The sequence below is a fragment of the Streptomyces sp. NBC_01546 genome (genome assembly GCF_045208355.1).
Lineage (GTDB): Bacteria > Actinomycetota > Actinomycetes > Streptomycetales > Streptomycetaceae > Streptomyces.
The window spans coordinates 7,089,635-7,114,532 of record NZ_CP109379.1; the positions used below are offsets into that span (position 1 = coordinate 7,089,635).

Here is a 24,898-nt window from a genome sequence, read left to right on the forward strand (position 1 = left end):
ACCATGAGCACCAAGCCGCTCAAGCAGATCCATCTCGCGGCCCACTTCCCCGGAGTCAACAACACCACCGTGTGGAGCGACCCGGCCGCCGGCAGCCACATCGACTTCGACTCGTTCGTCCACTTCGCGCGGACCGCCGAACGCGCCAAATTCGACTTCCTCTTCCTTGCCGAGGGTCTCAGGCTGCGCGAACAGGGCGGCCGGATATACGACTTGGACGTGGTCGGACGGCCCGACACCTTCACCGTGCTCGCCGCCCTGGCGGCCGTCACCGAGCGCCTCGGGCTGACCGGCACGATCAACTCCACCTTCAACGAGCCCTACGAGGTGGCCCGCCAGTTCGCCTCGCTGGACCATCTCTCCGAGGGCCGGGCCGCGTGGAACGTCGTCACCTCCTGGGACGCCTTCACCGGCGAGAACTTCCGGCGCGGCGGATTCCTGCCGCGCGAGGACCGCTACTCGCGCGCCCAGGAGTTCCTGGCCACCGCGACCGAGCTGTTCGACTCCTGGGACGGCTCGGAGATCGCCGCCGACGCCGGTTCGGGCACGTTCCTGCGGGGCGCGCGGGCCGGGGCCTTCGCCCACCAGGGGCGGCATTTCGACATCGAGGGCCACTTCAACGTGCCGCGCAGCCCGCAGGGCCGACCGGTGGTCTTCCAGGCGGGGGACTCCGACGAGGGCCGCGAGTTCGCCGCCTCCAGTGCCGACGCGATCTTCGGCCGGTACGGGACCCTCGACGAGGGCCGGGAGTTCTACGCCGACGTCAAGGGCCGCCTTCCCAAGTACGGGCGCTCACCGGACCAGTTGAAGATCCTGCCCGCGGCCACCTTCGTACTCGGCGACACCGATGCCGAGGCGCACGAGATCGCGCACGAGGTCCGCCGCCTGCAGGTCAGCGGGCAGACCGCGATCAAGTTCCTGGAGCACGTCTGGAACCGGGACCTGTCCGCCTACGACCCGGACGGCCCGCTGCCTGCCGTCGACCCGGAGGTCGGCGAGAACACGATCGCCCTCGGGCGTGCGAGCGTCCGCCAGTTCCGTGACCCGCTCGAAACCGCCCGCCAGTGGCGCGAGCTCGCCCAGGCCAAGAACCTCTCCATCCGCGAGCTCGTCATCGCGACCACCTCCCGCCAGACCTTCGTCGGCTCCGCCGCCACGGTCGCCGAGTCGATCAACGACCTGGTGCAGGCGGACGCGGCCGACGGGTTCATCCTGGTCCCCCACATCACGCCGGGCGGCCTGGACGGATTCGCGGACACCGTCGTCCCGCTGCTCCAGGAGCGTGGCGTCTTCCGCGCCGAGTACGAGGGCACCACCCTGCGCGAGCACCTCGGGCTCACGGTGCCCGGCGTCGGAGCGGCGGTCCGGCAGGTCGCGGTCTCGTGAAGTTCCTGGCCATCACCCTGATCACGGACTCCGCGGATCCGGTGACGGGCGCCCTCACACCCACCCGTGAGCGGTTCCGCGAGGTGGTCGCCGCCGCGCTGCTCGCGGAGGAGCTCGGCTTCGACGGCTTCGGGGTCGGCGAGCGCCACGAGCGGCCGTTCCTGTCCTCCTCACCGCCCGTGGTGCTCAGCCACATCGCCGCGCTGACCCGCCGGATCCGGCTGTTCACCGCCGTGACCACCCTGAGCCTGCTGGACCCGGTGCGGGCGTACGAGGACTACGCGACGCTCGACCACCTCTCCGACGGCCGCCTGGAGCTGATGATCGGCAAGGGCAACGGCACGGCCCAGCGCGAGCTGTTCCACGTGACCCCCGAGGACCAGTGGGAGCGCAACGCCGAGGGCTACGAGCTGTTCCGCCGCATCTGGCGCGAGGACAAGGTGACCGCCGAGCCGCGCTTCCGCCCCGCGCTGGCCGGCGCCGAGGTCCTGCCGAGGCCCTTCCAGCCGGCCCTGCGGGTCTGGCACGGCAGTGCGACCAGCCGGGAGTCCGTCGATCTCGCGGCGCGCTACGGAGACCCGCTCTTCTCGGCGAACGTCACCCACCCGATCGGCCCGTACGCCGAACTGATCCGCCACTACCGGGAGCGCTGGGAGCACTATGGGCACGATCCGGCCCACGCCGTCGTGGGTGCGGGTACGGCCGGCTACCACGCGGCCCCCACCTCGCAGCAGGCCGTGGCGGCGTACCGGCCGGCGTTCGCCCGGTACCTCGCCTTCCACAAGCGGCAGGGTCTGGATCCCGTCTTCCCGACGCTGGAGGACTTCGTCGAGCGCAGCTCGGCGCTCGTGGGCAGCCCCCAGCAGGTGATCGAGAAGGTCCACCGCTACCACGAGGCCTTCGGCCACACGGCCCTGCACCTCCAGGCGGAGCCGGGCGGGCTCACCCCCGCGGAGCACCGTGCCTCCCTCGAACTCTTCCAGTCGCAGATCGCCCCGGTGTTGCGCCGCGAGATCCCCGACCCCGCCTTCCCCGACCTGTAAGGAGCCCGGCCATGTCCGGCATCCCCCTCGGGGTCCTCGACCTCGTACCGGTTTCCTCCGGTTCCACCGCCGCCGAGGCCCTGCACCACAGCATCGACCTCGCCCGGCAGACCGAGGCCTTCGGCTACGCCCGCTACTGGTTCGCCGAGCACCACCTCAACCCGGGGGTCGCCGGGACCTCCCCCGCGGTCGTCCTCGCGCTGACCGCCTCCGTGACCAAGACCATCCGGCTCGGCTCAGGCGCCGTCCAGCTCGGACACCGCACCGCTCTGTCCACGGTCGAGGAGTTCGGGCTCATCGACGCACTGCACCCCGGCCGCCTCGACCTCGGCCTGGGCCGCTCGGCCGGCCGGCCACAGCAGCGGACTTCCCAGGCCCCTCCGTTCGAGGGGTACACCCCGAACGGGCTGCGCATCCCGGCCCGGTTCTCCTTCGCGCACCTGCTGGGTCATCCGCGGGTCGCGCTCCAGCAGAGGCTGCTGAACCTGCCGGGTGCCCAGCCGCAGGAGTACGCCGAGCAGGTCGACGACGTCCTCGCGCTGCTGCGGGGCGACTACCGCTCCCCGGAGGGGGTGGAGGCACATGCCGTCCCGGGCGAGGGGGCCGACGTACAGGTGTGGATCCTGGGCAGCAGCGGCGGGGTCAGCGCGGAGACCGCGGGCCGCAACGGGCTGCGGTTCGCCGCCAATTACCACGTCAGCCCGGCCTCGGTGCTGGAGGCGGCGGAGGGCTACCGGGCCGCCTTCAAGCCGTCCGCGGAGCTGGACCGGCCGTATCTGACGGTGTCCGCCGATGTCGTCGTGGCCGAGGACGACGAGACGGCTCGCGAGCTGGCCACCGGCTACGCGCCCTGGGTGCGCAGCATCCGCACCGCCGAGGGCGCCATCCCCTTCCCCACGCCTGCCGAGGCGCGCGCCCTGCCCTGGACGGACGCGGACCGGGAACTCGTCGCCGACCGGGTGGACACCCAGTTCGTCGGCTCGGCCCGGACCGTCGCCGACCACCTGGAACGGCTCCAGGAGGCCACCGGGGCCGACGAGTTGCTGATCACCACCATCACGCACGACCACGCCGACCGGGTCCGCTCCTACCGCCTGCTGGCCGAGGAGTGGCAGCGTCGTTGACGCGCCGGCCGAGCTGTCACACGCCTTAATGTCATGTGCATGGCCATCAGGCCGGTGCTCTCCGCGTGATCGAACCCCGCCGCGAGAGCCAAGGGGCCCCCGAAGCCCCACTTCCCGATCGCCGCCGCCACTACCGGGCCGCGGTGATCGGGAAGTGGGGCTTCGGGCCGGAGGAGGGCGACCGGCCCAGCCACCCGCGCGAGGAGATGATCGCCGCCAACGAGGACGGCGCGAAGGGGTCCGGGGGTCTCAAGGCCCCCGACAGGAACCGGCTTTGACGATCCATCAGTTCATTTCGTTGTGCGCAGCCCTCTTTCGCTGCCATGTGAACTGTGAAATTGTACGGTCACACTTTCCGTGGGCATGCCAGCTCCGGGAGTGCTCAACTTCCGTTGCCATCACGGTCCGCACCCCCCACCGCCGTGCCCCAACGCACGGCTGCCGACCGGCCTGGAGGCCATCGCCATGCGCAAACCCCCCACCCTCAGGAAACTCACCCAACTGCTGATACCCACCGTGGCCGTCGCCGGCCTGGGGCTCACCATGCTCGCCCCCAATGGCGCGGCGGCCCCGGCCGGCGCTGGGGCACCCAAGCCCGCACCGAGGTCGGCCCCCGCCCCACAGCCCGCCTCCGCCACGGTGCTTGCCGCCGATCTCGCACCCGGACACGCCGCCGACCCCGTGCGATCGGCCTCGAAGGACTCGAAGGCCTCGAAGGCCTCAAACCCCGCACAACGCCCTCCCCTCCCCGCGGCCCAGAACGCCGCAGAGCGCGAGCTGGCCCGCTCTGCGGCGAAGGCCGCGGCGAACTGCAACGTCAGCGACTTCACCTCGAAGACCGGCGCTGCCCTGGTCGAGCAGATCCAGAAGTCGGACACCACCTGCATCAACACGCTGTTCAGCGTGGCCGGTGAGGACTCCAAGGCCCTCTTCCGTGAGGAACAGATGGTCACGGTGGCGAACGCACTCAAGGGTGCCGCGACCAACTACCCGGGTGACAACAGCACTTTCGCAACCCAGGTGGTGCTGTACCTGCGCGCCGGCTACTACATCCAGTACAACCAGCCCGAGAACGTCGGCGAATACGGCCCGACGCTGAAGAGCGCCATTCAGGGCGCCCTGGATGCCTTCTTCGGCTCGTCCCACGCCTTCGACGTCACCGAGGCCAACGGAGAGACCCTGGCCGAGACGGTCACCCTGATCGACAGCTCCGGAGAGAACGCCCGCCACCTCAACGTGGTCAAGCGTCTGCAGAAGGACTACAACTCGTCGTACGACCAGTTCTACGGGATGCTCGCAGCGGTCAACAACACCTACACCGTGCTCTTCCGCGGCCACCAGCTGCCTGAGTTCGTGGCAGCCGTGAAGGCGGACCCGAGCGTCCTCACCGGACTGCGTGACTTCGCCGTGGCCCACGACGATCTGCTCGGCACGGACAAGTCCTACCTGGCCGGCAACGCCGGACGCGAACTCGGCCGCTTCCTGCGGCACGCCGACCTCAAGGACACCGTCAAGCCGTTGGTCAAAGAGCTGCTCGGCCGCAGCGAGATCACTGGCCGCACCGCCCCGCTCTGGGTCGGCCTTGCCGAGATGACGAATGAGTACGACAAGGAGAACTGCGCCGAGTACGAAACCTGTGACCTGCAGAACCGCGTGCGCGACGCCGTGCTGACGGTCAAGCACGCATGCGGTCCGAGCGTGAAGATCCTCGCGCAGGAGCTGACCGCGTCCGAGCTGTCGGCCACGTGCGACAGCGTCGTCAAGCAGGACCCGGTCTTCCACACCATCGTCAAGGACAACGGTCCGGTCAAGGACGACAACAACACCAGCATCGAGATCGTCGCCTTCAACTCCAGTACCGACTACAAGACCTACGCCGGTGTCGTCTTCGGCATCGACACCAACAACGGCGGCATGTACCTCGAGGGCGACCCGGCCGCTGAGGGCAACCAGCCGCGCTTCATCGCCTACGAGCAGCGGGCCCAGGACGGCGCCTTCCAGATCTGGAACCTCAACCACGAGTACACCCACTACCTCGACGGCCGCTACGACATGTACGGCGACTTCGCAGCCGGGCAGACCACCCCGACCGTGATGTGGATCGAGGGTTTCGCCGAGTACGTCTCCTACTCGTACCGCGGCATCACCTACGACAGGGCGATCGAGGAGGCGGGCAAGAACACCTACAAGCTCAGCCGGCTCTTCGAGACCACCTACGACAACGCCGACACCACCCGTGTCTACCAGTGGGGCTATCTGGGCGTCCGCTACATGCTCCAGTCGCACCCCGCGGACGTGGCAACCCTGCTCGGCCACTACCGCGCAGGCGAGTACGACGCGGCCCACAGCCTGCTCCGCGACACCATCGGCACCAGGTACGACGCCGACTTCGCCGACTGGCTGAGCAAGTGCGCAGGCGGCGACTGCGGCCGGCTGCAGGCCCGGAGCGGCCGGTGACAGGGGCCTCGGTCACCGGCAGGAAATGAGCCAAGAGAGCCTGGTGTCCCGTGCATCGACCGTGCGCGGGACACCAGGCTTCTCAACCAGGCCCGGCGGGATGGCAGAGCCCGGTCCTCCTCGCCCGTGCCGGACGCTCGCGGAGGAGCTGTTGCTCGGCAAAGGGGAACGGCACCGACGCCGGCGCATCCCATATCTACCGCCCAGTTGTGTCCGCGCAGTCCGTCACCGCCTCGGCGAGCGCGCGCACCAGCGGTGTCGCACGGCCCGTGCGCCAGATCAGGGCCCACTGGACAGGCGGGGCATCGCGGAGGGGGAGGTAGACGACGTCGGTCTGCGCGTTGTAGCGCCGCCCCTCGTCGGGGACTGTGCAGACCGCGTCGCCTGCCGCGACGAGGGCAAGGGTCTCGTGGAAGGTGGCGGCGGCCGGGCCCCGGCGGACGGGGCGTCCGGCCGGAGTGCGGGCCGGCAGGACGGCGGTCTCCCAGTAGGAGGGAATGGAGCCGTTCAGCCCGTAGGGCTCCGAACGGATTGCTGAAGAACACTTCCCGGAACCGGAGTTCGGCGGGCGGGTCAAGATCGGCTGTTGTGCCCGGGCTGTCCGGTACGCATGCTGGGTACCGGGCCGGGAGGCCGCCTCCCGCAGGTGACATGAGCCGGCATGAGGCTGCAGGACCGGCCCGCTCAATTCGGCCACGAACCCCCACGGAGAGATTCCCGCGTGACATCCGACCCGAGCATTGCCCAGGCACCTGACCCGGCCACCATCCATCCCCTGCCTGCCCACGAGCGGGTCGTCTTCCTCAAGCCACTGGTTGCCGGGACGAACGTCGTGGTGGGTGACTTCACCTACTACGACGACCCCGACGGGGCGACCGACTTCGCGCAGCGAAATGTGCTGTACGCCTACGGTCCGGAACGGCTGACCATCGGCAAGTACTGCGCGATCGCCACGGGCACCCGGTTCCTGATGGCGGGCGCGGACCACCCGTCGATGGGGGTGTCCACCTTCCCCTTCGCCATGTTCGGCGGCGAGTGGACCGAGCAGACCCTCGACCTCGTCACCGGCATGCCCAGCCGCGGGGACACGGTGGTCGGCAACGACGTGTGGTTCGGTTACGGAGCCACCGTGATGCCGGGGATTCGGATCGGCGACGGCGCGGTGATCGCGGCCGGAGCGGTGGTCACCGCCGACGTGCCGCCGTACACCATCGTGGGCGGGAACCCGGCCCGGACGATCAGACAGCGCTTCGACGACGGCGACATCGAACGGCTCACACGGGCCGCCTGGTGGGACTGGCCCGTCGAGCTGGTGACCGCGCACGCGCGCACCATCATGGCCGGATCCCCGCAGGACATCGAGCGCATCGCCACCGCCGAAGGTCTGGAGCAGCAGTGACGCCCCCGGCCATCGAGGAGTACACGGTGTCCGGTCGCGACAGCGGCCCGTACGCGGTCACCACCGGCCCGGACGGCGCGCTGTGGTTCACCATGGTGCACAGCGGCAGCATCGGCCGGCTGGTCCCGGGGCAGGAGCCGGCCAGTCATCAACTCGCCTCGGACAGCGGCCCGACTGTCATCTGTAACGGGCCGGACGGCGCGCTCTGGTTCACCGAGTACCGGGCGCACCGGATCGGGCGGATCACGACGGCCGGCCGGGTGACCGAGTTCACGCTGCCGACCGCGGAGTGCGGGCCTTTCGGTATCGCGGCGGGGCCGGACGGCGCGCTGTGGTTCACCGAGACCGCCGCCGACCGCATCGGGCGCCTCACCACCGACGGAACGGTCACGGAGTACCCGCTGCCACGCACGGGAGCGTTCCCCTCCGCGATCGCCGCGGCCGGGGACGCGATGTGGTTCACGATGAACCAGGCCAACGCCATCGGCCGTATCGGCATGAACGGCCGCATCACGGTGCACGAGCTGCCCACCGAGGCGGCCGCGCCGGTGGGTATCGCCGTGGGCCCGGACGGAAGCGTCTGGTTCACCGAGATCGCGGCAGGTCAGATCGGCCGGAGAGCGCCTGACGGCCGGGTCACCGAGTACCCGCTGCCCGACCGCTCGGCCCGGCCGCACGCCATCACAACCGACGCCGACGGCACGGCCTGGTTCACCGAGTGGGGCGGCAACCGCGTCGGCTCGGTCACCTCCGACGGCACGGTCACCGTCCACGACCTGCCCACCCCGGCCTCCGAGCCGCACGGGATCACGGTGGGCCCGGACGGCGCCCTGTGGACGGCCCTGGAGACAGGCGCACTGGCCCGCATCATCACCACCAAGAACATCGAACAGAGGAACGCCTCATGAAATACGCCCTCGTGATCTTCGAGACGCATGCGTCACGCGCCCGGATCCGGGCCGACCGCGACGGCTACCGGAAGGCTTACGAGACCTGGATCGGCGAGCTCGCGGCAGCGGGCAAGCTGGCCGGCGGCGACGCCCTTGACACCGAGCACCGGGGCCCCGTCACTGTGCGCAAGACGGCGGACGGGTCCGCAGCGGTGACCGAGGGGCCCGTGCACAGCGGCGAGGAGACCCTCGGCGGCTGGTTCGTACTGGAAGTTGCCGACCACGCCGAGGCCATCGAGCTGGCCCGCGGCTTCCCCACCCCGGAGGCGCTCGAAATCCGCCCGATCCTCGAATCGGCCTGAGACCCCCTTCACGGGCGCGAAGCTGCCGGAGTACGGCCGCTTCGTCCCGCCCGACTGGCACGAGGACCCCGCGGTGCGCGAGGTGGTCGGCTGCCGCACGCGCGTTCTAGAGAGCACCGGCGCGCGGCTGCTGGTCGAGCGGCTGCGGCTACAGTGGACCCCGTCGTCGACGAGGTCCTCGCCGAGGACACCCGCATCCTGGCGGCCGAGGGCGTCGACAGGATCAGGGCATCGACGGACCTCGGCAACGTGCCCATGGCGAAGTCCTTCGCCCGCGCCGGATACGTCAACTTCTGCCGGCCGGTCGCGCAATTACGGCCGTACCGGCGCCCGCTCTGCACGCCCGCCGTCCGCCGCCTGTCCCTCCGGCCCCGGGGGCTCGTGAACGCCCCCCGCGCGCAGCCCAACAGCTGCCGGCCTTGTGGCCTGGCCGGCAATGCCATCGCTTCCTACGGAATGCAGACTGGCGCCGACGAGCTGGATTCCGTCGAGGACCTTCCCCGTCCGCCGAGCGCCACCGCCGGGTTCAGGCGTCCGGCGGCGGCGCTGGGCAGGCCATTGAGGAAGTCGCAGAGCGTCGAAGGGGAGGAGCGGCCAGGTTTACTGGGCGTTGCTCCATCCGGCTGTGCCGGAATACGAGTCGAGCAGGTCCACAACGAAGATCAGGGTCGAGCCCGCCGGGATCAACGGCGAGGGCGACTGCTTGCCGTAGCCGAGACGCGGGGGAATGATGATCTCGCGCCGGCCGCCGACCTTCATCCCCCTCACCCCCCGGTCCCAGCCCTTGATGACCTTGCCGCTGCCCAGGGCGAACTTGAACGGCTGGCCCCGGTCCCAGGAGGCATCGAACTCCTTCCCGGACTCGAAGGTCACCCCGACATAGTGGACCCTGACCACCATGCCCGGCTTCACCTCGGCCCCGTCCCCGACGACCAGGTCCCGGATGGTCAGCTCGGTAGGAGCGTCACCCTCCGGAACGTCGACCTCGGGCTTCGTCAGTTCACTCATCGCCGCCTCATCACTCTCCGTCGAAAGCCCCCGCACGGACCATCCGGACACATGGACAACCCATGCAGCAGATGGTCACGCTACCGAGAACGCCGATCCCCGGAGCACACCAAATCCATCGGCCACACGTGATGATCTTTCACGCAGCCGATGAACGCGACCCCGCAGCCCGCCCCCTCAACTCCGCTGTCGGACGGCTTTGCCGCTCGCCTAGAAGAAGCCGAGCTGCTTGGGGGAGTACGAGACCAGAAGGTTCTTCGTCTGCTGGTGGTACAGGCGTCGCAGGCGCGGTGACCTGGAGAAACAGCTGTTGGGAGGTCTGATGTCGGCGTGCTGGTCCGGGAATGGTCCGGATTATGGTGGGCCGTCGCCTGCCGTCGGTCTGGTGGGTGGGAGGGCGCTGGATTCCCCTCCCGTACACGCGGCCGGACTCGCGGATGCCCAGGCCCCAGAGAAGTCGCCAGGTCTATCGCGGCGTGTGCCGGCCGCGTGGGGACCTGGTCTTCGAACTGCTGCGGCCCGTGACAGCTGGGGGTTGCACGCTCGCCAAATCAGGCTTCCGGGTTGCGCAGCAAGCAGGCCACGTATCCGGTCCGGTTCTTGAAGAAGTCGAGCAGTTGGGGAAGGGCCGTACCCATTTCCTCGGCGAGGTCGGGACCCAGCTCCGCGGCGATGGCCTGCCGGTTCTCCTGGGAGATGTGGGAGAAGAAGTCACTGCTGAGTGTGATGTGCGGAGTCAGGTCGCGGTACTGCTCCAGCTCCAGGCCGGCTTGGTGGATTTGGTCGATCACCTGGGAGACGGTCGGCAGCGGGCAGAAGGCGAAGCTACGAAACATGGCCAGTTCGGCGGCGGTGGCCGCCACCCGCTGTGTGTAGAAGGTGACCAGGACCGGCGCTCCCGGGCGAACCACGCGGCGCAGCTCGCGAAGCGCGCGAACGGGGTCACTGAGGTGGGGGAAGGCGTCCAGCGACCAGGCCGCATCGAAAGTGGATGACTCGTAAGGCAAGTTCATCGCGTCGGCATGCTCGAAACGTGCGCTGTCATTGATCCCGGCGATGGCAGCCCGGCGCGTGGCCTCCTGGACCTGGGCACGGCTGATGCTGCAGCCGGTGACGGTCGTGCGGGTGCGCTGGGCAGCTCGGATGGCGGGGGTGCCGTGGCCGCATCCGACGTCGAGCATGCTCTGACCGGGCTGCGGACGCAGAAGGTCGATGAAGAAGTCGGTCATCCGGTCCTGAGCCTGGGTCATCAGATCCCGGCTACGAGTGGCGGGGGTGCCGTCATCTTTCAGCCACATGCCGAAGTGAAAGCTGTCGCCGCTCATCAGCTGGCACAGGCTATCGGCGTTGTCGTACCACGCCCCGACCTCCTGCGGAGTGGGCAGAGCCGTGACGGTGGAGTCGATGGGCGGAGCCGAGGTGGCCATGGTGCTCTCCTGGATTCGAGTCGGCTGTGCTCCGGGGCCGGCAAGTCCCTCGATGATGCAGGGACGCGCAGGGAGCACTCTGAATGTGGTCGTTCGCATGACGTAGCGGGCCGGGTTGTGCCAGCCCCGGCCCCCGGCCGGCGTCTGGACCGGGGTGAGCCGCACAGCTCTGGAACTACTCGACCCCAGTCGGCGTCACACCACTGGCAGCCTCCGCCCGTCCGGCCGGGGTTCACCGGACTGCCAGGCAGCGCAGTGTAAGCAGCTCTGAGAGGGCGACCTGCGGCGCTGGCAACCTCTGACGTTGCAGGCGCTTGTGGGCGCACGCAGGGTGACGGCCGCCCGCTGGGGACTGGAGCCCAGGGGCGGCCGTGGGAGGTTCCCGGTGGAAGCTGGGGAACGCCTCGAAGCGGGTGGGTCAGACGTGCCCGAAGAACAGGCTGCCCGGTGCGTCCGGGTTGTCCGAGAGGAAGTACTCATGCGCCGCGCGGATGAATTCCTGGCGTGAGATCACGCCGTCCCCGTTGGTGTCCAGCTGGGTGAACGTGTCCATCGCGTCGGGCGCGTCGACCTTCCACACGTCCCTCAGGGCGCGGGCGAACTCGTCCTTGCTGATCTCGTTGTCGCCGTTGACGTCGATGACATCGAAGGTCACGTGGCCGATGCCATCGGCCACATTGAGTCGACTGGTGTCGACGGATGCGGCGCGGTTGGCCGCGACGAACTGCATCTTCGTGAGACGGTCCTCCTCCTGTACGCCTGAGTGACGCAGCAGCTCCAGCCAGTACGTCTGGTAGAAGGAGGTAAGAGCCCTGGCCCGGCGGTCGCCTTTGTCGATCTTGTAAGCCTTGAGGTAGCGGTCGGCGAGCTTCTGGTAGTCGGTCCAGTCCAGATAGCCGTCCTGGTTGGCATCGATGGTGTCGAACGCTCGTTCGAGCTTGCTAGTGATGACGTCGTGCGCCGTCGTGGTCAAGGGCTGAGCCTTTCTGTGATCTTGTTTCGGTGCTTCCTCAGCATGGGGTATGTCCTACTGAAGGCGTACAAAATTGGGTATATGGCACTCATTTTGGTGATCGTCCCTTCCGGGTTGCCGCACGCCGCGCCGCGAGCGGCTGAGCCTGCCGGTCACCTGTGCGGGGCAGTCAAAACCCCGGGGATTGCCGGGTGTTCGGGCCCGATGTCCCCCGGAAGGCCGCCTTCGGTAGGCGCTCGTGCCAGCTGAGCTGTCATGCGCCTCTAGAGCCGGTAGAGGTGGAAGTCCATGTTGGCGCCGTGGGGGAGCGTCGGGGTGGGGGTGACGCTCTGGAGGTGGTGGGCGCCGGTGAAGGAGCGGTTGAGGGAGTTGGACGCGATCTGGTCGTTGGTCTTGATCGCGATGTAGCAGGGCAGGCCGTCCCGGGAGCGGCGGATGTCATCGAGGATCTCCGGGACGGGGGGTGAGGTGCGGGTGAGGTCGAGGCCGTCAGCGGTGAAGGCCGGGCCCCACGGGGGTTCGACGACGTAGGTGTCGTGTGTGCTGCGGGCCGGGAGCTTTCCGAGCAGGTCGCGGTAGTCGATCAGGTGCAGGCTGATGGGCGAGTTGATGCGGTCGAGGTTGTTGCGGGCGGCGTCGTGGACGGCGGGGTCGAGTTCGGCGGCATGGACGGGGTGGCTCAGGCGGCGGCCGAGGTGGTGGCCGAAGTTGCCGGATCCGCAGAACAGATCGGTGATCATCGGGTTGTTCGCGTCGGGTCCTTGCGGTTCTGCCCGGGCCTGGATGTGTGCGAGGGCGTCGGCGACCGGGACGGTGTAGGCGTCGATGGAGCATTCGATGACGGTGCGGCCCAGCAGGGTGATCCCCTTGGCCGTCATGTCGGGGGCCGGGATGCCGTACAGCGAGAGCCCGTCGGGTCGGCCGTAGATGAGCCGGCCCGCCTCGCACAGCTGCTCGCCGGTGAGCATGGTCGTGCGCAGTTCGCCGAGGAGCCGGTCGCGGAAGGCGAAGTAGGCGGCGTGAGTGGAGTCGATGGTGGCGGTCATGGGGGAAGGGCTCCGCTCCAGTGGGGGCGTGCAGGAGAGATGCGTGCGCTGAAGAAGCGCTACGGCGCACTACGGTTGGTACGCGACTGTTCACGGAGTGTAGTGTCGCCGAATACTCCTTGATCACCACATCCGGAATAGAGCCTTCCGATATGACGATGCGCGCCGTAACCTTCCCTCCTCAGGGTGAGGGATCAACCGAACGGGCTGCCCGGCCGTTCGATGCCCTCGGCAAGACGTACGAAGACACCTACGCCCGCCTGCCCGAACAACTCGCGGCCATCGACTGGCTGTTGGGGCGCCTGCCCGAACGGGCGCAAGTGATGGACATCGGCTCCGGCACGGGCAGGCCGACCGCCGACCTCATCGCCGCGGCCGGGCACAGCGTCACCGGCTACGACGTGTCGCAGACGATGGTCGAGCTGGCGCGAGCCCAGGTGCCCGGTGCCCACTTCGCACTCGCCGACGTACGAGCCCTGCCGGACACGCCCGCACAGTGGGATGCGATCACCGCGTTCTTCCCCCTGCTGCAAATGCCCCGCGCCGACTTGGACGCCACCCTCACACGGATCGCGAACTGGCTCACCCCTGGCGGCCTGTTCGTCTTCGCCACGGTGCCCTTCGACGCCGAGGACACCGAGATCGAGTGGATGGGGCACACCATCCGCGCCACCAGCTACCCTGCCGAGGACTACGGCCGACTCCTGCGCGCCGCCGGACTGGAGGTCGTCCGCGAACAGCTGAGCGTGTTCCACCCCGACTTCCCCGGCATGGGACCCGAGGAGCACCTCTTCCTCTACGCCCGCAAGCCCGGCGGCGGTGCCGCGCCCGCGCACGCCCTGACCGGACCGTACCCGCTGCCCGCCTCCTACCGGGGGCCCCACGAGCTGAGCCAGCAGGGCTGGCTGGGCATGGAGGCACGCTTCGAACGCCACGACGTCCAGCCCGTCGTCGAAGCCCTTGCCTCCAACGACCGCGTCGCGGACGTCGGCGGCGGTACCGGCGCCGTCGTCCGGGCAATCGCCGCGCAGTTGGGCTCGTGCACCACGGTGGAGCCGCATGCGATGCGTGTGGAAGGCATGCGGACCCTCTCCAGCAGCGGCGTGACCGTCCTGCCCGGCCGCGCCGAGCAACTCCCGCTCGCCGACGGGAGCGTGGACGCGGCGGTGGCGACCTGGATGCTCCACTACACCGACGACCCGGCCGCGGCCGTCACGGAAATGGCCCGTGTCGTCGATACGACGCACCCGGAGGCGAAGGTTGTTCTCGTCCAGGGCTCACCCGACAACGAACTCATCGGCCTGTGGAACCGTATCTGCGCCCCGCTGACCGGTGAACGGCCCGACCATCAGGGCTACCTGCTGACACTGGCCGCCCGGACCCTGGCCGAGCACGGCTTCCAGGACATCGCCCTGCACCCGGTCGCCGTCCGCGTGGTGTTCCCCGAACCCGGGCCGCGGGCCAAGGCCGAAGCCGCCGCCAGCGCCCTCGCCGACTTCTGGCACACCGGCCACGTCCGACACGACGAACTGCGTGTAGCACTCCTGCCGGCGCTCCACGAGCATTTCGCCACCGGCACCGACCAGTTCAATGACAACGGCGTCATGCTCGTCGCCAGGCCCCGTCGCGGTCAGTGAGTCGATCCCCGCACAGCACCGAACAGGACGCCACCATGACCAGCAGCGTCACCGGCCCCGCCGTCACACCCCCCACCGGGCACAGCTGCCCGGCCGACTCCGGATGCCCGGTGGGCATCCCCGGCGCCGCCTTCGCCCACAGCGCGGGCGACCCCCGCCCCCGCTACGCGCACCTGCGCGGCAACCACCCCGTCTACCATGACGACGAGCTCGGACTGTGGGTCGTCTCCCGCCACCACGACATTGCCGAAGTCCTGCGCGACCAGCACGGCAACTACACCACCACCCTCAGCTACACCCCGGTCCAGCCCATGGCACCCGAAGCGCTGGCGATCCTGGAGCAGATGGACAGCTCCCTCATCTCCTCCATCGACCCGCCCGAACACACCCGGCGTCGCCGCGCCCTCAACGCGGTATGGCCCACCACCGTCCGACAGCTGGCCCCCCACACGCCGGCCATCGACGCGCAGGTGTCCCGGTTCGTCACCGCCCTGGCTGAACGCCCCGCCCGGACCTGCGACCTCGTCACCGACCTGGCCCGGCCACTGACCAGCGACATCATGGCCGACCTCATCGGCATCCCCCAGCCCGACCGCACCCGCATCGGCGCCCGCTCCGGCTGCCTGGCGGACCTCGTCTGGGGGCAACTCACCCCCACCGAACAGCAGGAAGCGGCCCGCGCACTCGACGAGATCTGGCACTACTGCAACCACCTCGTCGACCGCCACGCCGACCGTCCCGAGCCCGACCTCACCACCGCCATGCTCACCCACGAACCGAAGGACGGCGAACGCCTCACCCGACGCGAGATCGCCTCCACCCTCGTCGACGTCCTGCTCTCCAATGCCGAACTCACCTCACGCCTGATCGCCAACACCGTCTACCACGTCCTCGACAGCGGCACCTACCACCACCTGACGCGTCACCCCGACCAGATCCCCGCTGCAGTCCAGGAAACCCTGCGCCACGACACCCCCCTGACCGGCTGGCTCCGCGCCGCCACCCGCGACACCCAGCTCGCCGGCACCTTCCTCGCGGCCGGCGCCCGCCTCCTGCTGCTCCTCGGTTCAGCGCCCCACGACGAAGCCCACCACATCAGCAATCCGGCCCGCTTCGATCACCAGCGCACCGACACTCCGCCCACCCTTGCCTTCGGCTCCGGCATCCACTACTGCCCTGGCGCAGCCCTCTCGCTCCACACCACCACAGCCACACTCAGCGCCCTCACCCGCGCCATGCCCCAACTCACCCTCACCGACGACCCCTCCAGCCAGCCGGCAAAGTGGCCGACCAACCTCTCCGTTCGCAGCCCCCGCACCCTGAACGCCCACTGGTAGCGTCACCACCACCCGCCCTGGGCCGGGACTGTCCGGACTCCTCGGCGCCCCGACCCACATCGCCGCCGCCCTAGCCGGCCCTCCCGGTGGCTACCCCCAGCTCTGCGGGCTGCTCGCGATGCTCTCCGGGTGACAGCGCGCCCCGCAGTGTGGGGACGGGGTGACGCGACATCAGCTCCATGGGTCAGGAGGGCATGACGCGAGCATCGATGTGTGTCTGAGGCGGGCCGGGTGCCTGGAGGGCAACGGCCGCCCCAGGTGGCCGGGTTGGGGCTCTAGAAGAACCCGAGCTTCTTGGCGGAGTAGCTGGTCAATATGCTCTTCGTCTGCTGCTGGTACAGCAGTTGCACCCAAGCTGACCAGGGGAAACGGAAGTTGGTGCAGCCCCCTAGCGGGGCTGGTCCGGAGATGGTCCGTGTCTTGGTGCGTGCCTGCGCAGCTCGGCGACAGCGGTGACCGAGTCGCAGCGGAACCGTTCGGACGCTGCGGAGGCGGAAGCCGGAGCGGCAGCGAGGAGCCCGGCGGCACCGAGCCCGGGAGACGAGGCGGCGCGTCGTAGGGGAGGAGTGGCCAGGGCACTAGGCGTTGCTCCACCCGGCTGTGCTGGAATACGAGTCCAGCAGGTCCACAACGAAGATCAGGGTCGAGCCCGCCGGGATCAACGGCGAGGGCGACTGCTTGCCGTAGCCGAGACGCGGGGGAATGATGATCTCGCGCCGGCCGCCGACCTTCATCCCCCTCACCCCCCGGTCCCAGCCCTTGATGACCTTGCCGCTGCCCAGGGCGAACTTGAACGGCTGGCCCCGGTCCCAGGAGGCATCGAACTCCTTCCCGGACTCGAAGGTCACCCCGACATAGTGGACCCTGACCACCATGCCCGGCTTCACTTCGACCCCGTCCCCGACGACCAGGTCCCGGATGGTCAGCTCGGTAGGAGCGTCACCCTCCGGAACGTCGACCTCGGGCTTCGTCAGTTCACTCATCGCCGCCTCATCACTCTCCGTCGAAAGCCCCCGCACGGACCGGCCGGACACATGGACACCCCATGCAGTAGATGGTCACGCTACCGAGCGTGCCGATCCCACGCCCAGGGCAACTTCAAGGGCCGCTGGCCGGTGCGATGGCGCTCGCGCACCGAGGTGTCGAGACCTGCAACCACATGTGCACGGCAATCGGCCGTACCGGCGCGGCCGGTGAGCTCGACGCCTCATAGATCAAGGCCTCGTGGGCGCGCTCACCCAGCTCAAGAGCCAGGCGAAAAACAGCGGGCAGGTTCTATGAGGAGGTGTGCACGTCTTGGTCCGTGCCTGGTCCGGGAGGAGCGTCCCTAGATGCCTGAAGAGCACTCACCGTTGCCATCAGTCGCTTTCTGTGACTGCGGAGGGCGTTGTCTGAGGAAGACAACGCCGTTTCCCTGCATGGGACTTCACTTCTCTAGAAGAACCCGAGCTTCTTGGGGGAATAGCTGCAAAGAATGTTCTTCGTCTGCTGGTAGTGCTCCAGCATCATCTTGTGGGTTTCGCGGCCGATGCCCGACTGCTTGTAGCCGCCGAACGCCGCGTGTGCCGGGTACGCGTGGTAGCAGTTCGTCCACACGCGGCCCGCCTGGATCGCGCGCCCCGCGCGGTAGGCGGTGTTGATGTCGCGGGTCCAGACGCCCGCGCCCAGCCCGTACGCCGTGTCGTTCGCGATCCGCACCGCGTCGTCGAAGTCGTGGAACGAGGTCACCGACACGACCGGGCCGAAGATCTCCTCCTGGAAGATCCGCATGCGGTTGTCGCCCTCGAAGATGGTCGGCTGGACGTAGAAGCCGCCCGCCAGGTCCCCGTCGTGGTCGATGCGCTCGCCGCCGGTGAGGATCTTCGCACCCTCCTGACGGCCGATCTCCACGTACGACAGGACCTTCTTCAGCTGCTCCTCCGAGGCCTGCGCGCCGATCATCGTGTCCGTGTCCAGCGGATGCCCCGGCACGATCAGTTCCGTTCGCGCCACCGCCGCGTCGAGGAAGTCCCCGTACCGGCCCCGCTCGATCAGGGCGCGCGACGGACTCGTGCACACCTCGCCCTGGTTGAGAGCGAACATGGTGAACCCCTCCAGGGCCTTGTCGCGCAGGTCGTCCTCGGCCGTCCAGATGTCGTCGAAGAACAGGTTCGGGCTCTTGCCGCCGAGCTCCAGGGTGACCGGCTTCAGGTGCTCGGCCGCGTACTGCATGATCAGCCGACCGGTGGCGGTCTCCCCGGTGAAGGCGATCTTCGCGACGCGCGGGCTGGAGGCGAGCGGCTTTCCGGCCTCCTCGCCGAAGCCGTTGACGACGTTCACCACGCCCGGCGGCAGCAGGTCCGCCACCAGGCTCAGCCAGTAGTGCACCGACGCCGGGGTCTGCTCGGCGGGCTTCAGCACCACCGTGTTCCCCGCCGCCAGCGCCGGGGCCAGCTTCCACACCGCCATCAGGATCGGGAAGTTCCACGGGATGATCTGGCCGACCACGCCCAGCGGTTCGTGGAAGTGGTAGGCCACCGTGTCGTCGTCGAGCTGGCTCAGGGCACCCTCCTGCGCGCGCAGCGCACCCGCGAAGTAGCGGAACTGGTCGATCGCGAGGGGCATGTCCGCGGCGAGCGTCTCGCGGATCGGCTTGCCGTTCTCCCAGCTCTCCGCGACCGCGAGCGCCTCCAGGTTCTGCTCCATCCGGTCCGCGATGCGCAGCAGGATCGTCGACCGCTCGGCGACGGAGGTCCGCCCCCAGGCGGGCGCCGCCGCGTGCGCCGCGTCCAGCGCCCGCTCCACGTCCTCCGCCGTACCGCGCGCCACCTCCGTGAAGGTCTCCCCGGTGACGGGGGACGGGTTCGCGAAGTACCGGCCGAGGGCGGGCTCGACGTACTCGCCGCCGATGAAGTGGCCGTAGCGGGACGCGTACGACATGAGCGCCCCCTTGGTACCGGGCGCAGCGTAACGGGCCATGGGTGTCCTCCCCTTGCCGGGCGCCGGCCTCCGTCGGACAGCGCTCGGTGGGAGGCTAGGAGCGGGCAGGTTGCGGATACGTTGCACGCCCGCGGCCACCGGGCCACCCGAGCGGCCGTACGGCAACCCCGCGCGCGCCGAGCTCCCCGTCCAGGGCGCGTACGCGGGCCAGCGCGGCCGGCCGGCCCTCGGGAGGCAGCGCCGACGCCAGGGCCCGCCACGCCTCCGGGTCGTCCGCGCCCCACGGGCTGCACACCCAGTCGGTCAGCAGCCCGGCATCCGCGCGGGCGATCACGGCGGCCCGCGCCTGGTCCTCGATCCGCCGCCGCAGCCGGACGATGCCCGGCGCGGTGGACGCGGGCAGGAGGGGGCCGGGGTAGTGGTGGAGCGCGGCGGAGACCGCGCCGGCGGCCAGGTGCCGGGTCAGGGCCGTGAAGTCGGTGTCCAGCGGACCGGCCGTGCGGTAGGGCCGCGAGAGCGGGGCGGCGGGCCCCAGCAGGGCGCGCAGCCGGGAGATTTCGGCGCGTAACGTCACGGGTGACACCGACTCGTCCTCGTACAGCGCGATCGCCAGCTCCTCGCCCGACAACCCCGCGGGGTGGTGCGCCAGCAGCACCATGATCTCGCTGTGCCGCCGCCCCAGCCGTACCGGGCGGCCCCCCGTGACCAGCAGCGCCTCGTCCTGACCGAGCGCGGTGAGCGCGTCGCCCGCCGCCGGCGGCCCGGGATCGATCAGGGCCAACTGGGCCTCCGCCGCCCGCGCGACCGCCTGGACGAAGGCGAGGGAATGGGGGTGGGCGAGACCGTCGCCACCCGTGATGTCCACCGCGCCCAGCAGCCCGCCCGTGTGCGGATCGCGGACCGGGGCCGCCGCGCAGGTCCACGGATGGACCCGGCGGCTGAAGTGCTCGGCTCCGAAGACCTGAACGGGCTCGCCGACCGCCACGGCCGTACCCGGCGCGTTGGTTCCCATCGCCGTCTCCGCCCAGCGCGCGCCGGGGACGAAACCGAGCCCCTCCGCCCGCCGCAGCGTGCCCGGTTCGCCCTCCACCCACAGCAGCCTGCCCTGGGCGTCGCACACCGCCAGCAGGTGCGCCCCGTGCGCGGCGAACGTCCCGACCAAGTCCCGGAACAGCGGCATCACCCGGGCCAGCGGGTGCTCCTCGCGGTACGTCCGCAGCTGAGCCTCCGCCAGTTCCACCCGCGGGGCGCACTCCGGGCTGACCCGGGCCCGGGCGCACCGCCGCCAGGACCGCGCGATGACCGCGCGGACCGGGGCCTCGACCCGCCCGTCCCGGGTGAACGCGGCATGCGCCCGCCGCAGTTCGCGCGTGCGCTCGGCGGGATCGGCCCCGCCCGGCAGGGCCACCGAAGGATCGTCCATGTCACCCTCCCGTGGAGCCGCGGTACCCGCAGCGCCCCATCGTCGTCCCGCTACCGGCCCCCGACAAGCGCTACGTCGGCCAGTCCGCGCCGAAACCGGCTACGCGGGATCGGCCGCCAGCGCCGAGGCCGGGTCCGGGGCCGACGGGCCCGTCGGGATCCAGCGGCCCGCCTCGCGGTGGTACGGCCACCAGCGCCCCTCCCGGCCCAGCCGGAGCTGGCGCCCGGTGTCCGCCTCCGTCCAGCGGGCGCGGACCCGCCGCAGTGCCGGAGCCTGTTCGTCCGCCCAGGCCGCGGCCAGCGCCGCCCGGGCCCGGGTCAGCGTGGTCCGGTCCGGCGTCCAGTCGTCCTCCAGCGCCGCGAGGGCCGGAGCCCCGCCGAAGCCCCAGGCCAATACGGCCCGTTCCATGTCGGCCCCGTCGCGTCCGGAAGCCGCCGACAGGCGGGCGCGGAGCCGGATGTCACCGGCCTCGGCAGTGAGGCGTACGGCGTCCTCGGCAGCCGTGAGAGGAGCGGGAGGACGGCGATCGGCATGGCCCGGAGCCAGCGCTTCCGCGAGCTGCCGGTGCGCCGCCGACGCGGCCGCCTGCGCGAGGAACTCCACGGCCTCCACGTCCAGCCCCTCCGCTTCCGCCTCGGTGTCCAGCGTCGGCGGCTGGCCCGGCGCGTCCGGCAGCCCCGGCAGCGCGGGCAGCGGCGGGAGGGCCGCCCGTGCCGCGAAGGCATCCGCCGCCGGGACCCCCTCGTCGGCGGGTGCCCGCGGAGCTTCCGCTTCCGCGGTGCTCCGCGCCTCCAGCTCCTCGAGCAGCTGCCGTTCGCCGCGGCCCCGCAGGAGCAGCAGTACGAACGGGTCCTGGTCCAGCAGCCGGGCCACCTGGTAGCAGAGCGCCGCCGTGTGCGGGCAGTGGTCCCACTCGCCGCAGTCGCAGCGCGGGTCGAGGTCCCCGATGCCGGGCAGCGGATCCACCCCGGCCGCCGCCGCGTCCTCGGCCAGCTCCGGGGGCACCTCACGGTCCAGCAGTGCGGCGATGTACCCCGACTCCGCGGCCGCCAGCCCCAGCAGCCGGTCCCATTCCGCTTCGGTGAACTCCTGCACCAGCACGTCCGTCCGGTGCGCCGTCCCGTCCCGGTCGCGCACCACCGCGGTCAGCCCGCCCGGGCGCGCCGAGACGGCCCCGACCGCGCCCGCGCGCGCGTACCGGCGCCCCTGCCTGACCTGCTCCCCGTCGAGCGCGCTGTCCTCCAGGGCGCGCAGCCAGGCGTGGCCCCACCAGGTACGGGCGAAGCCGCGGCCGGGGGCCGGCGGGAGCGCCGGAAAGGTCTTCTCGTACGGGTCTCGGGTGCTCATCCGTCACTCCCGGGGGTCGGGCGCAGCGCCACGAGGTCGGCCAGTTCGGCATCGGTCAGTTCGGTCAGCGCGCTGTCGCCGCCCGCGAGGACGGCGTCCGCCAGGGCCCGCTTGCGCTCCAGGAGCTGCGCGATCCGGTCCTCCACGGTGCCTTCGGCGATGAGGCGGTGCACCTGCACGGGCTGGGTCTGCCCGATCCGGTAGGCACGGTCGGTGGCCTGCTCCTCGACGGCCGGGTTCCACCAGCGGTCGAAGTGGATGACATGGCCGGCCCGGGTGAGGTTCAGCCCGGTGCCCGCCGCCTTCAAGGACAGAAGGAAGACCGGGACTTCGCCCGCCTGGAAGCGGTCGACGAGCTCCTCGCGGCGCGCCACCGGCGTACCGCCGTGCAGGAGCTGCGAGGCGATCCCGCGTCCGGCGAGGTGCTTCTCCAGGATCCTGGCCATCGCCACGTACTGGGTGAAGACGAGGACCGAGCCGTCCTCGGCGAGGATGGTGTCGAGGAGCTCGTCGAGCAGGTCCAGTTTGCCGGAACGGGCGCCGGCCATCTCCTTCGAGTACTGCGCGGGGTGGTTGCAGATCTGCTTGAGGGAGGTCAGCAGTTTGACCACCAGGCCGCGCCGCTCCATCCCGTCCGACTCCGCGATCGCGGCGAGGGTCTCGCGTACGACGGCCTCGTACAGCACGGTCTGTTCGCGGCTGAGGGTGACGGGGTGGTTGGACTCGGTCTTGGGCGGCAGCTCGGGCGCGATGCCGGGGTCGGACTTCTTGCGGCGCAGCAGGAACGGGCGCACCAGGGCGCTCAGCCGGGCCGCCGCCTGCGGATCGCGGCCGCTCTCGACGGGCTCGGCGTAGCGGGTGCGGAAGGCGCCGAGGCGGCCGAGGAGTCCGGGTGTGGTCCAGTCGAGGACGGCCCACAGCTCGGAGAGGTTGTTCTCGACGGGGGTGCCGGTGAGTGCGACGCGCGCCGGGGCCGGGATGGTGCGCAGCGCCTTGGCGGTGGAGGAGTGCGGGTTCTTGACGTGCTGGGCCTCGTCGGCGACGACCATGCCCCAGCCGGTGGCGGCGAGCCGGGGCGCGTCCGCGCGCATCGTGCCGTAGGTGGTGAGGACGAAGCCGCCGGTGAGGTCCGCCAGGCTGCGGGCGGGGCCGTGATAGCGGCGCACGGGTGTGCCGGGGGCGAACTTCTCGATCTCCCGCTGCCAGTTGCCCAGCAGGGACGCGGGACAGACCACGAGCGTCGGCTCGGGGTGGGCACGGTCGCTGTCGCGGTTGCGGTGCAGGTGGAGCGCGATGAGGGTGACGGTCTTGCCGAGGCCCATGTCGTCGGCGAGGCAGGCGCCGAGGCCGAGCGAGGTCATGCGGTCCAGCCAGCGCAGGCCGCGCAGCTGGTAGTCGCGCAGGGTGGCGCGAAGCTCAGGGGGTGCGGCGGGGTCGTCGGGCTCTTGCGGATCGGCGGTCAGCCGCGCCCGCAGCCGCTCGAGGGGACCGGCGGCCTCTACGTCGACCCGCCGGCCGTCGATCTCCGCCGACCCGGTGAGTACGGCGGCCAGCGCGTCGGAGGCCGTGAGCTTGCTGCCTTGGCGGGCGCGGGCCCGGCGGGCCTCGGCCGGGTCGATCAGGACCCACTGGTCGCGCAGCCGGACCAGGGGGCGGTTCGCCTCGGCGAGGCGGTCGAGCTCGGCGCGGGTGAGGTCGTCCTGGCCGCCGAGGGCGTAGTGCCAGCTGAAGGAGAGCAGGGCGCCGGGGGAGAGCAGGCCGGAGGGGAGGGCGGATTCGGGGGACTGCGGGGATGACTGGGGGCCCGGGGAGCCTACGACGGCGCGGGCGGTGAGGGTACGGGCGAGCCCGCGCGGCCAGTGCACCTGCACCCCGTCGGCGGCCAGGGCGGCGGAGGCCTCGCCGAGCAGCTCGGCGACCTCCTCGTCGGCGAGTTCGACGGAGTCCGGTACGGCCGCGGCGAGCAGCGGGGTGAGCGGGGGCCACAGCCGGGCGGCGCGGCGCAGGGCGCGCAGGGCGTCCATCCGGGCTCCGGGCGGGAAGGCGGTCGCGGCCGCCCCGGATCCGGCCCAGACCTCGGCGGCGTCGGCGACCAGGGCGGCGTCGGCCAGGCCGTGCATCTGGAAGACGGCCCGGAAGGAGGACGCGGCGTCGGGGACGCCGTCGAGCTCGATCCGCAGGGAGATGCGCACGCCGGCGTCGTGTCCGGCGGCCACCTCGGCGGCCCAGTCCCGCAGTTCGGGGTGCGGCCGGGGCGGGCGGGCGGCGTAGGCGGACCCGGCGGCGGCCGCGGGGGCGGCGGGGGAGCGGGGCAGGGTGTCGGCGACGGCGTCCAGGAAGGCGCGCAGCAGCGGCTCCGGGGCGGGCAGCCGGGGCGGACCGTCCGAGCCCAGGGGTACGCAGTGGGCCTCGGGCGGCATGGCGGCGGCCAGCTGCCGGACCTCTTCGAGGTCGGTGGCGTCCAGGGGGCCGGTGCGCCAGGCGTCGTGGCCGGCGGGGCTCAGCCCGGGGAGGAGCTGCCCGCGGGCGAGGAAGCGCAGGGCCAGCAGGGCGGCGGCGCCCCAGAAGGCCGCACTCGCCGACGGGCCGCTTCCGCTGTCGGGACCGGCTGCGGGTTCGGTTGCCGGATCGGTTGCCGGGTCGGTTCCGGTGCCGGTTCCGGGGTGGGCGGCGGCCGTGCGGGCGCGCGTGAGCAGCGGCAGGGCTTCGTCGACGGGCAGCACGAGGGCGGTGACTGCGGTCCGCCGCAGGTCGGGGGTGACCACGAGGAGCTCCTCGTGGGCGCCGGTGCCGGTGCCGGTGCCGGCGCCGTGCGGGGCGCCGGCGCCGCTGCCGGCGCCTGGAGCCTGGCCGTCCGTTCGCCAGAGGGCGATCCGTCCGCCGCGGGCCGGGTCGGCGGGAAGGAAGACGGCCGAGCAGTGGATGAGGCCGGAGATCTCGGGGAGCACGCATTCCTCAAACTTGACTACCGGGGTTCAGGGCGGCCGAGGCTACCCCACCGCCGGCGTCGGGAGGCTCGGACCGAGCCGTGACCCGGGTCACTTCGCGAGCCGTTCCGGTGTCCGGGAACGCGCGGCCGCAGTGGTGCGTTGAGGGGGTAGTGGTCGACGACGGGTGGAG

The 24,898-nt window shown here is 70.9% G+C and carries 20 protein-coding genes and 1 pseudogene; 11 read left to right on the top strand and 10 right to left on the bottom strand.

Features of this window, described 5'->3' with window-relative positions; translation table 11 throughout:
- Nucleotides 1–3 precede the first annotated feature (3 nt).
- The 5 genes from OHA89_RS32370 (at nt 4) to OHA89_RS32390 (ending at nt 6,010) form a co-directional block, all read left to right on the top strand.
- Nucleotides 4–1,386: an NtaA/DmoA family FMN-dependent monooxygenase gene (locus tag OHA89_RS32370; RefSeq protein ID WP_406367724.1), complete on the top strand. Its 1,383-nt coding sequence runs from the start codon at nt 4–6 to the stop codon at nt 1,384–1,386.
- Nucleotides 1,383–2,429, top strand: coding sequence for an LLM class flavin-dependent oxidoreductase (locus OHA89_RS32375; RefSeq protein WP_266611290.1), 1,047 nt, complete (start codon nt 1,383–1,385; stop codon nt 2,427–2,429). The genes OHA89_RS32370 and OHA89_RS32375 overlap by 4 nt, the downstream gene beginning before the upstream one ends.
- 11 nt (nt 2,430–2,440) lie before the next feature.
- Entirely contained in the window at nt 2,441–3,553 is a 1,113-nt protein-coding gene (locus OHA89_RS32380) for an LLM class flavin-dependent oxidoreductase (RefSeq protein ID WP_406367725.1), read from the top strand.
- Nucleotides 3,554–3,618: 65 nt separating this feature from the next.
- Nucleotides 3,619–3,831, top strand: coding sequence for a hypothetical protein (locus tag OHA89_RS32385; protein ID WP_266611293.1), 213 nt, complete (start codon nt 3,619–3,621; stop codon nt 3,829–3,831).
- A gap of 187 nt (nt 3,832–4,018) precedes the next feature.
- On the top strand, nt 4,019–6,010 hold the full coding sequence (locus OHA89_RS32390; protein WP_406367726.1) for a collagenase: 1,992 nt from the start codon (nt 4,019–4,021) through the stop codon (nt 6,008–6,010).
- A gap of 196 nt (nt 6,011–6,206) precedes the next feature.
- Here the strand turns inward: OHA89_RS32390 and OHA89_RS32395 are convergent, their stop codons facing one another.
- Complete coding sequence (locus tag OHA89_RS32395) at nt 6,207–6,587, bottom strand: LysR substrate-binding domain-containing protein (protein WP_406367727.1); 381 nt, start codon at nt 6,585–6,587, stop codon at nt 6,207–6,209.
- A 144-nt stretch (nt 6,588–6,731) separates the two neighbouring features.
- Here OHA89_RS32395 and OHA89_RS32400 point away from each other — a divergent pair, with 144 nt between their 5' ends.
- The 4 genes and pseudogenes from OHA89_RS32400 to OHA89_RS32415 form a co-directional block, all read left to right on the top strand.
- A complete protein-coding gene (locus OHA89_RS32400; RefSeq protein WP_406367728.1) occupies nt 6,732–7,409 on the top strand; it encodes a CatB-related O-acetyltransferase in 678 nt (225 codons plus the stop codon).
- On the top strand, nt 7,406–8,317 hold the full coding sequence (locus tag OHA89_RS32405) for a virginiamycin B lyase (protein WP_406367729.1): 912 nt from the start codon (nt 7,406–7,408) through the stop codon (nt 8,315–8,317). The genes OHA89_RS32400 and OHA89_RS32405 overlap by 4 nt, the downstream gene beginning before the upstream one ends.
- Nucleotides 8,314–8,661 (top strand): YciI family protein, encoded by a 348-nt coding sequence (locus OHA89_RS32410; RefSeq protein WP_266946724.1) that lies wholly within the window; start codon nt 8,314–8,316, stop codon nt 8,659–8,661. The genes OHA89_RS32405 and OHA89_RS32410 overlap by 4 nt, the downstream gene beginning before the upstream one ends.
- Nucleotides 8,662–8,674: 13 nt before the next feature.
- A pseudogene (locus OHA89_RS32415) lies at nt 8,675–8,961 on the top strand (GNAT family N-acetyltransferase); the annotation flags it as partial.
- A 300-nt stretch (nt 8,962–9,261) separates the two neighbouring features.
- On the opposite strand, the gene OHA89_RS32420 reads toward OHA89_RS32415, so the two are convergent.
- The 4 genes from OHA89_RS32420 to OHA89_RS32435 all read right to left on the bottom strand — a co-directional run bounded on the left by OHA89_RS32420 (nt 9,262) and on the right by OHA89_RS32435 (nt 13,115).
- Nucleotides 9,262–9,669 carry an FKBP-type peptidyl-prolyl cis-trans isomerase gene (locus OHA89_RS32420; RefSeq protein ID WP_406367730.1) on the bottom strand — a complete coding sequence of 136 codons (408 nt, stop codon included), beginning with the start codon at nt 9,667–9,669 and terminating at the stop codon, nt 9,262–9,264.
- Between the two features lie 551 nt (nt 9,670–10,220).
- Nucleotides 10,221–11,096 (bottom strand): SAM-dependent methyltransferase, encoded by an 876-nt coding sequence (locus tag OHA89_RS32425; RefSeq protein ID WP_406367731.1) that lies wholly within the window; start codon nt 11,094–11,096, stop codon nt 10,221–10,223.
- Nucleotides 11,097–11,514: 418 nt separating this feature from the next.
- Nucleotides 11,515–12,069: an EF-hand domain-containing protein gene (locus OHA89_RS32430; RefSeq protein ID WP_406367732.1), complete on the bottom strand. Its 555-nt coding sequence runs from the start codon at nt 12,067–12,069 to the stop codon at nt 11,515–11,517.
- Nucleotides 12,070–12,332: 263 nt separating this feature from the next.
- Nucleotides 12,333–13,115, bottom strand: a complete 783-nt coding sequence (locus OHA89_RS32435) for a hypothetical protein (RefSeq protein WP_406367733.1) — start codon at nt 13,113–13,115, stop codon at nt 12,333–12,335.
- 158 nt (nt 13,116–13,273) lie between these two features.
- Here OHA89_RS32435 and OHA89_RS32440 point away from each other — a divergent pair, with 158 nt between their 5' ends.
- Nucleotides 13,274–14,752 (top strand): methyltransferase domain-containing protein, encoded by a 1,479-nt coding sequence (locus tag OHA89_RS32440; RefSeq protein ID WP_406367734.1) that lies wholly within the window; start codon nt 13,274–13,276, stop codon nt 14,750–14,752.
- 35 nt (nt 14,753–14,787) lie between these two features.
- Nucleotides 14,788–16,089: a cytochrome P450 gene (locus OHA89_RS32445; protein WP_406367735.1), complete on the top strand. Its 1,302-nt coding sequence runs from the start codon at nt 14,788–14,790 to the stop codon at nt 16,087–16,089.
- Nucleotides 16,090–16,667: 578 nt separating this feature from the next.
- On the opposite strand, the gene OHA89_RS32450 is transcribed toward OHA89_RS32445, so the two are convergent.
- The 5 genes from OHA89_RS32450 to OHA89_RS32470 form a co-directional block, all read right to left on the bottom strand.
- Nucleotides 16,668–17,072, bottom strand: coding sequence for an FKBP-type peptidyl-prolyl cis-trans isomerase (locus tag OHA89_RS32450; RefSeq protein WP_406367736.1), 405 nt, complete (start codon nt 17,070–17,072; stop codon nt 16,668–16,670).
- Nucleotides 17,073–17,523: 451 nt separating this feature from the next.
- Nucleotides 17,524–19,047 carry an aldehyde dehydrogenase family protein gene (locus OHA89_RS32455; protein WP_406367737.1) on the bottom strand — a complete coding sequence of 508 codons (1,524 nt, stop codon included), beginning with the start codon at nt 19,045–19,047 and terminating at the stop codon, nt 17,524–17,526.
- 55 nt (nt 19,048–19,102) lie between these two features.
- Nucleotides 19,103–20,431, bottom strand: a complete 1,329-nt coding sequence (locus tag OHA89_RS32460; RefSeq protein ID WP_406367738.1) for a GAF domain-containing protein — start codon at nt 20,429–20,431, stop codon at nt 19,103–19,105.
- Between the two features lie 99 nt (nt 20,432–20,530).
- Nucleotides 20,531–21,778 carry an SWF or SNF family helicase gene (locus OHA89_RS32465; RefSeq protein ID WP_406367739.1) on the bottom strand — a complete coding sequence of 416 codons (1,248 nt, stop codon included), beginning with the start codon at nt 21,776–21,778 and terminating at the stop codon, nt 20,531–20,533.
- Nucleotides 21,775–24,726, bottom strand: coding sequence for a DEAD/DEAH box helicase (locus tag OHA89_RS32470; protein ID WP_406367740.1), 2,952 nt, complete (start codon nt 24,724–24,726; stop codon nt 21,775–21,777). The genes OHA89_RS32465 and OHA89_RS32470 overlap by 4 nt, the downstream gene beginning before the upstream one ends.
- Between the last annotated feature and the right edge of the window lie 172 nt (nt 24,727–24,898).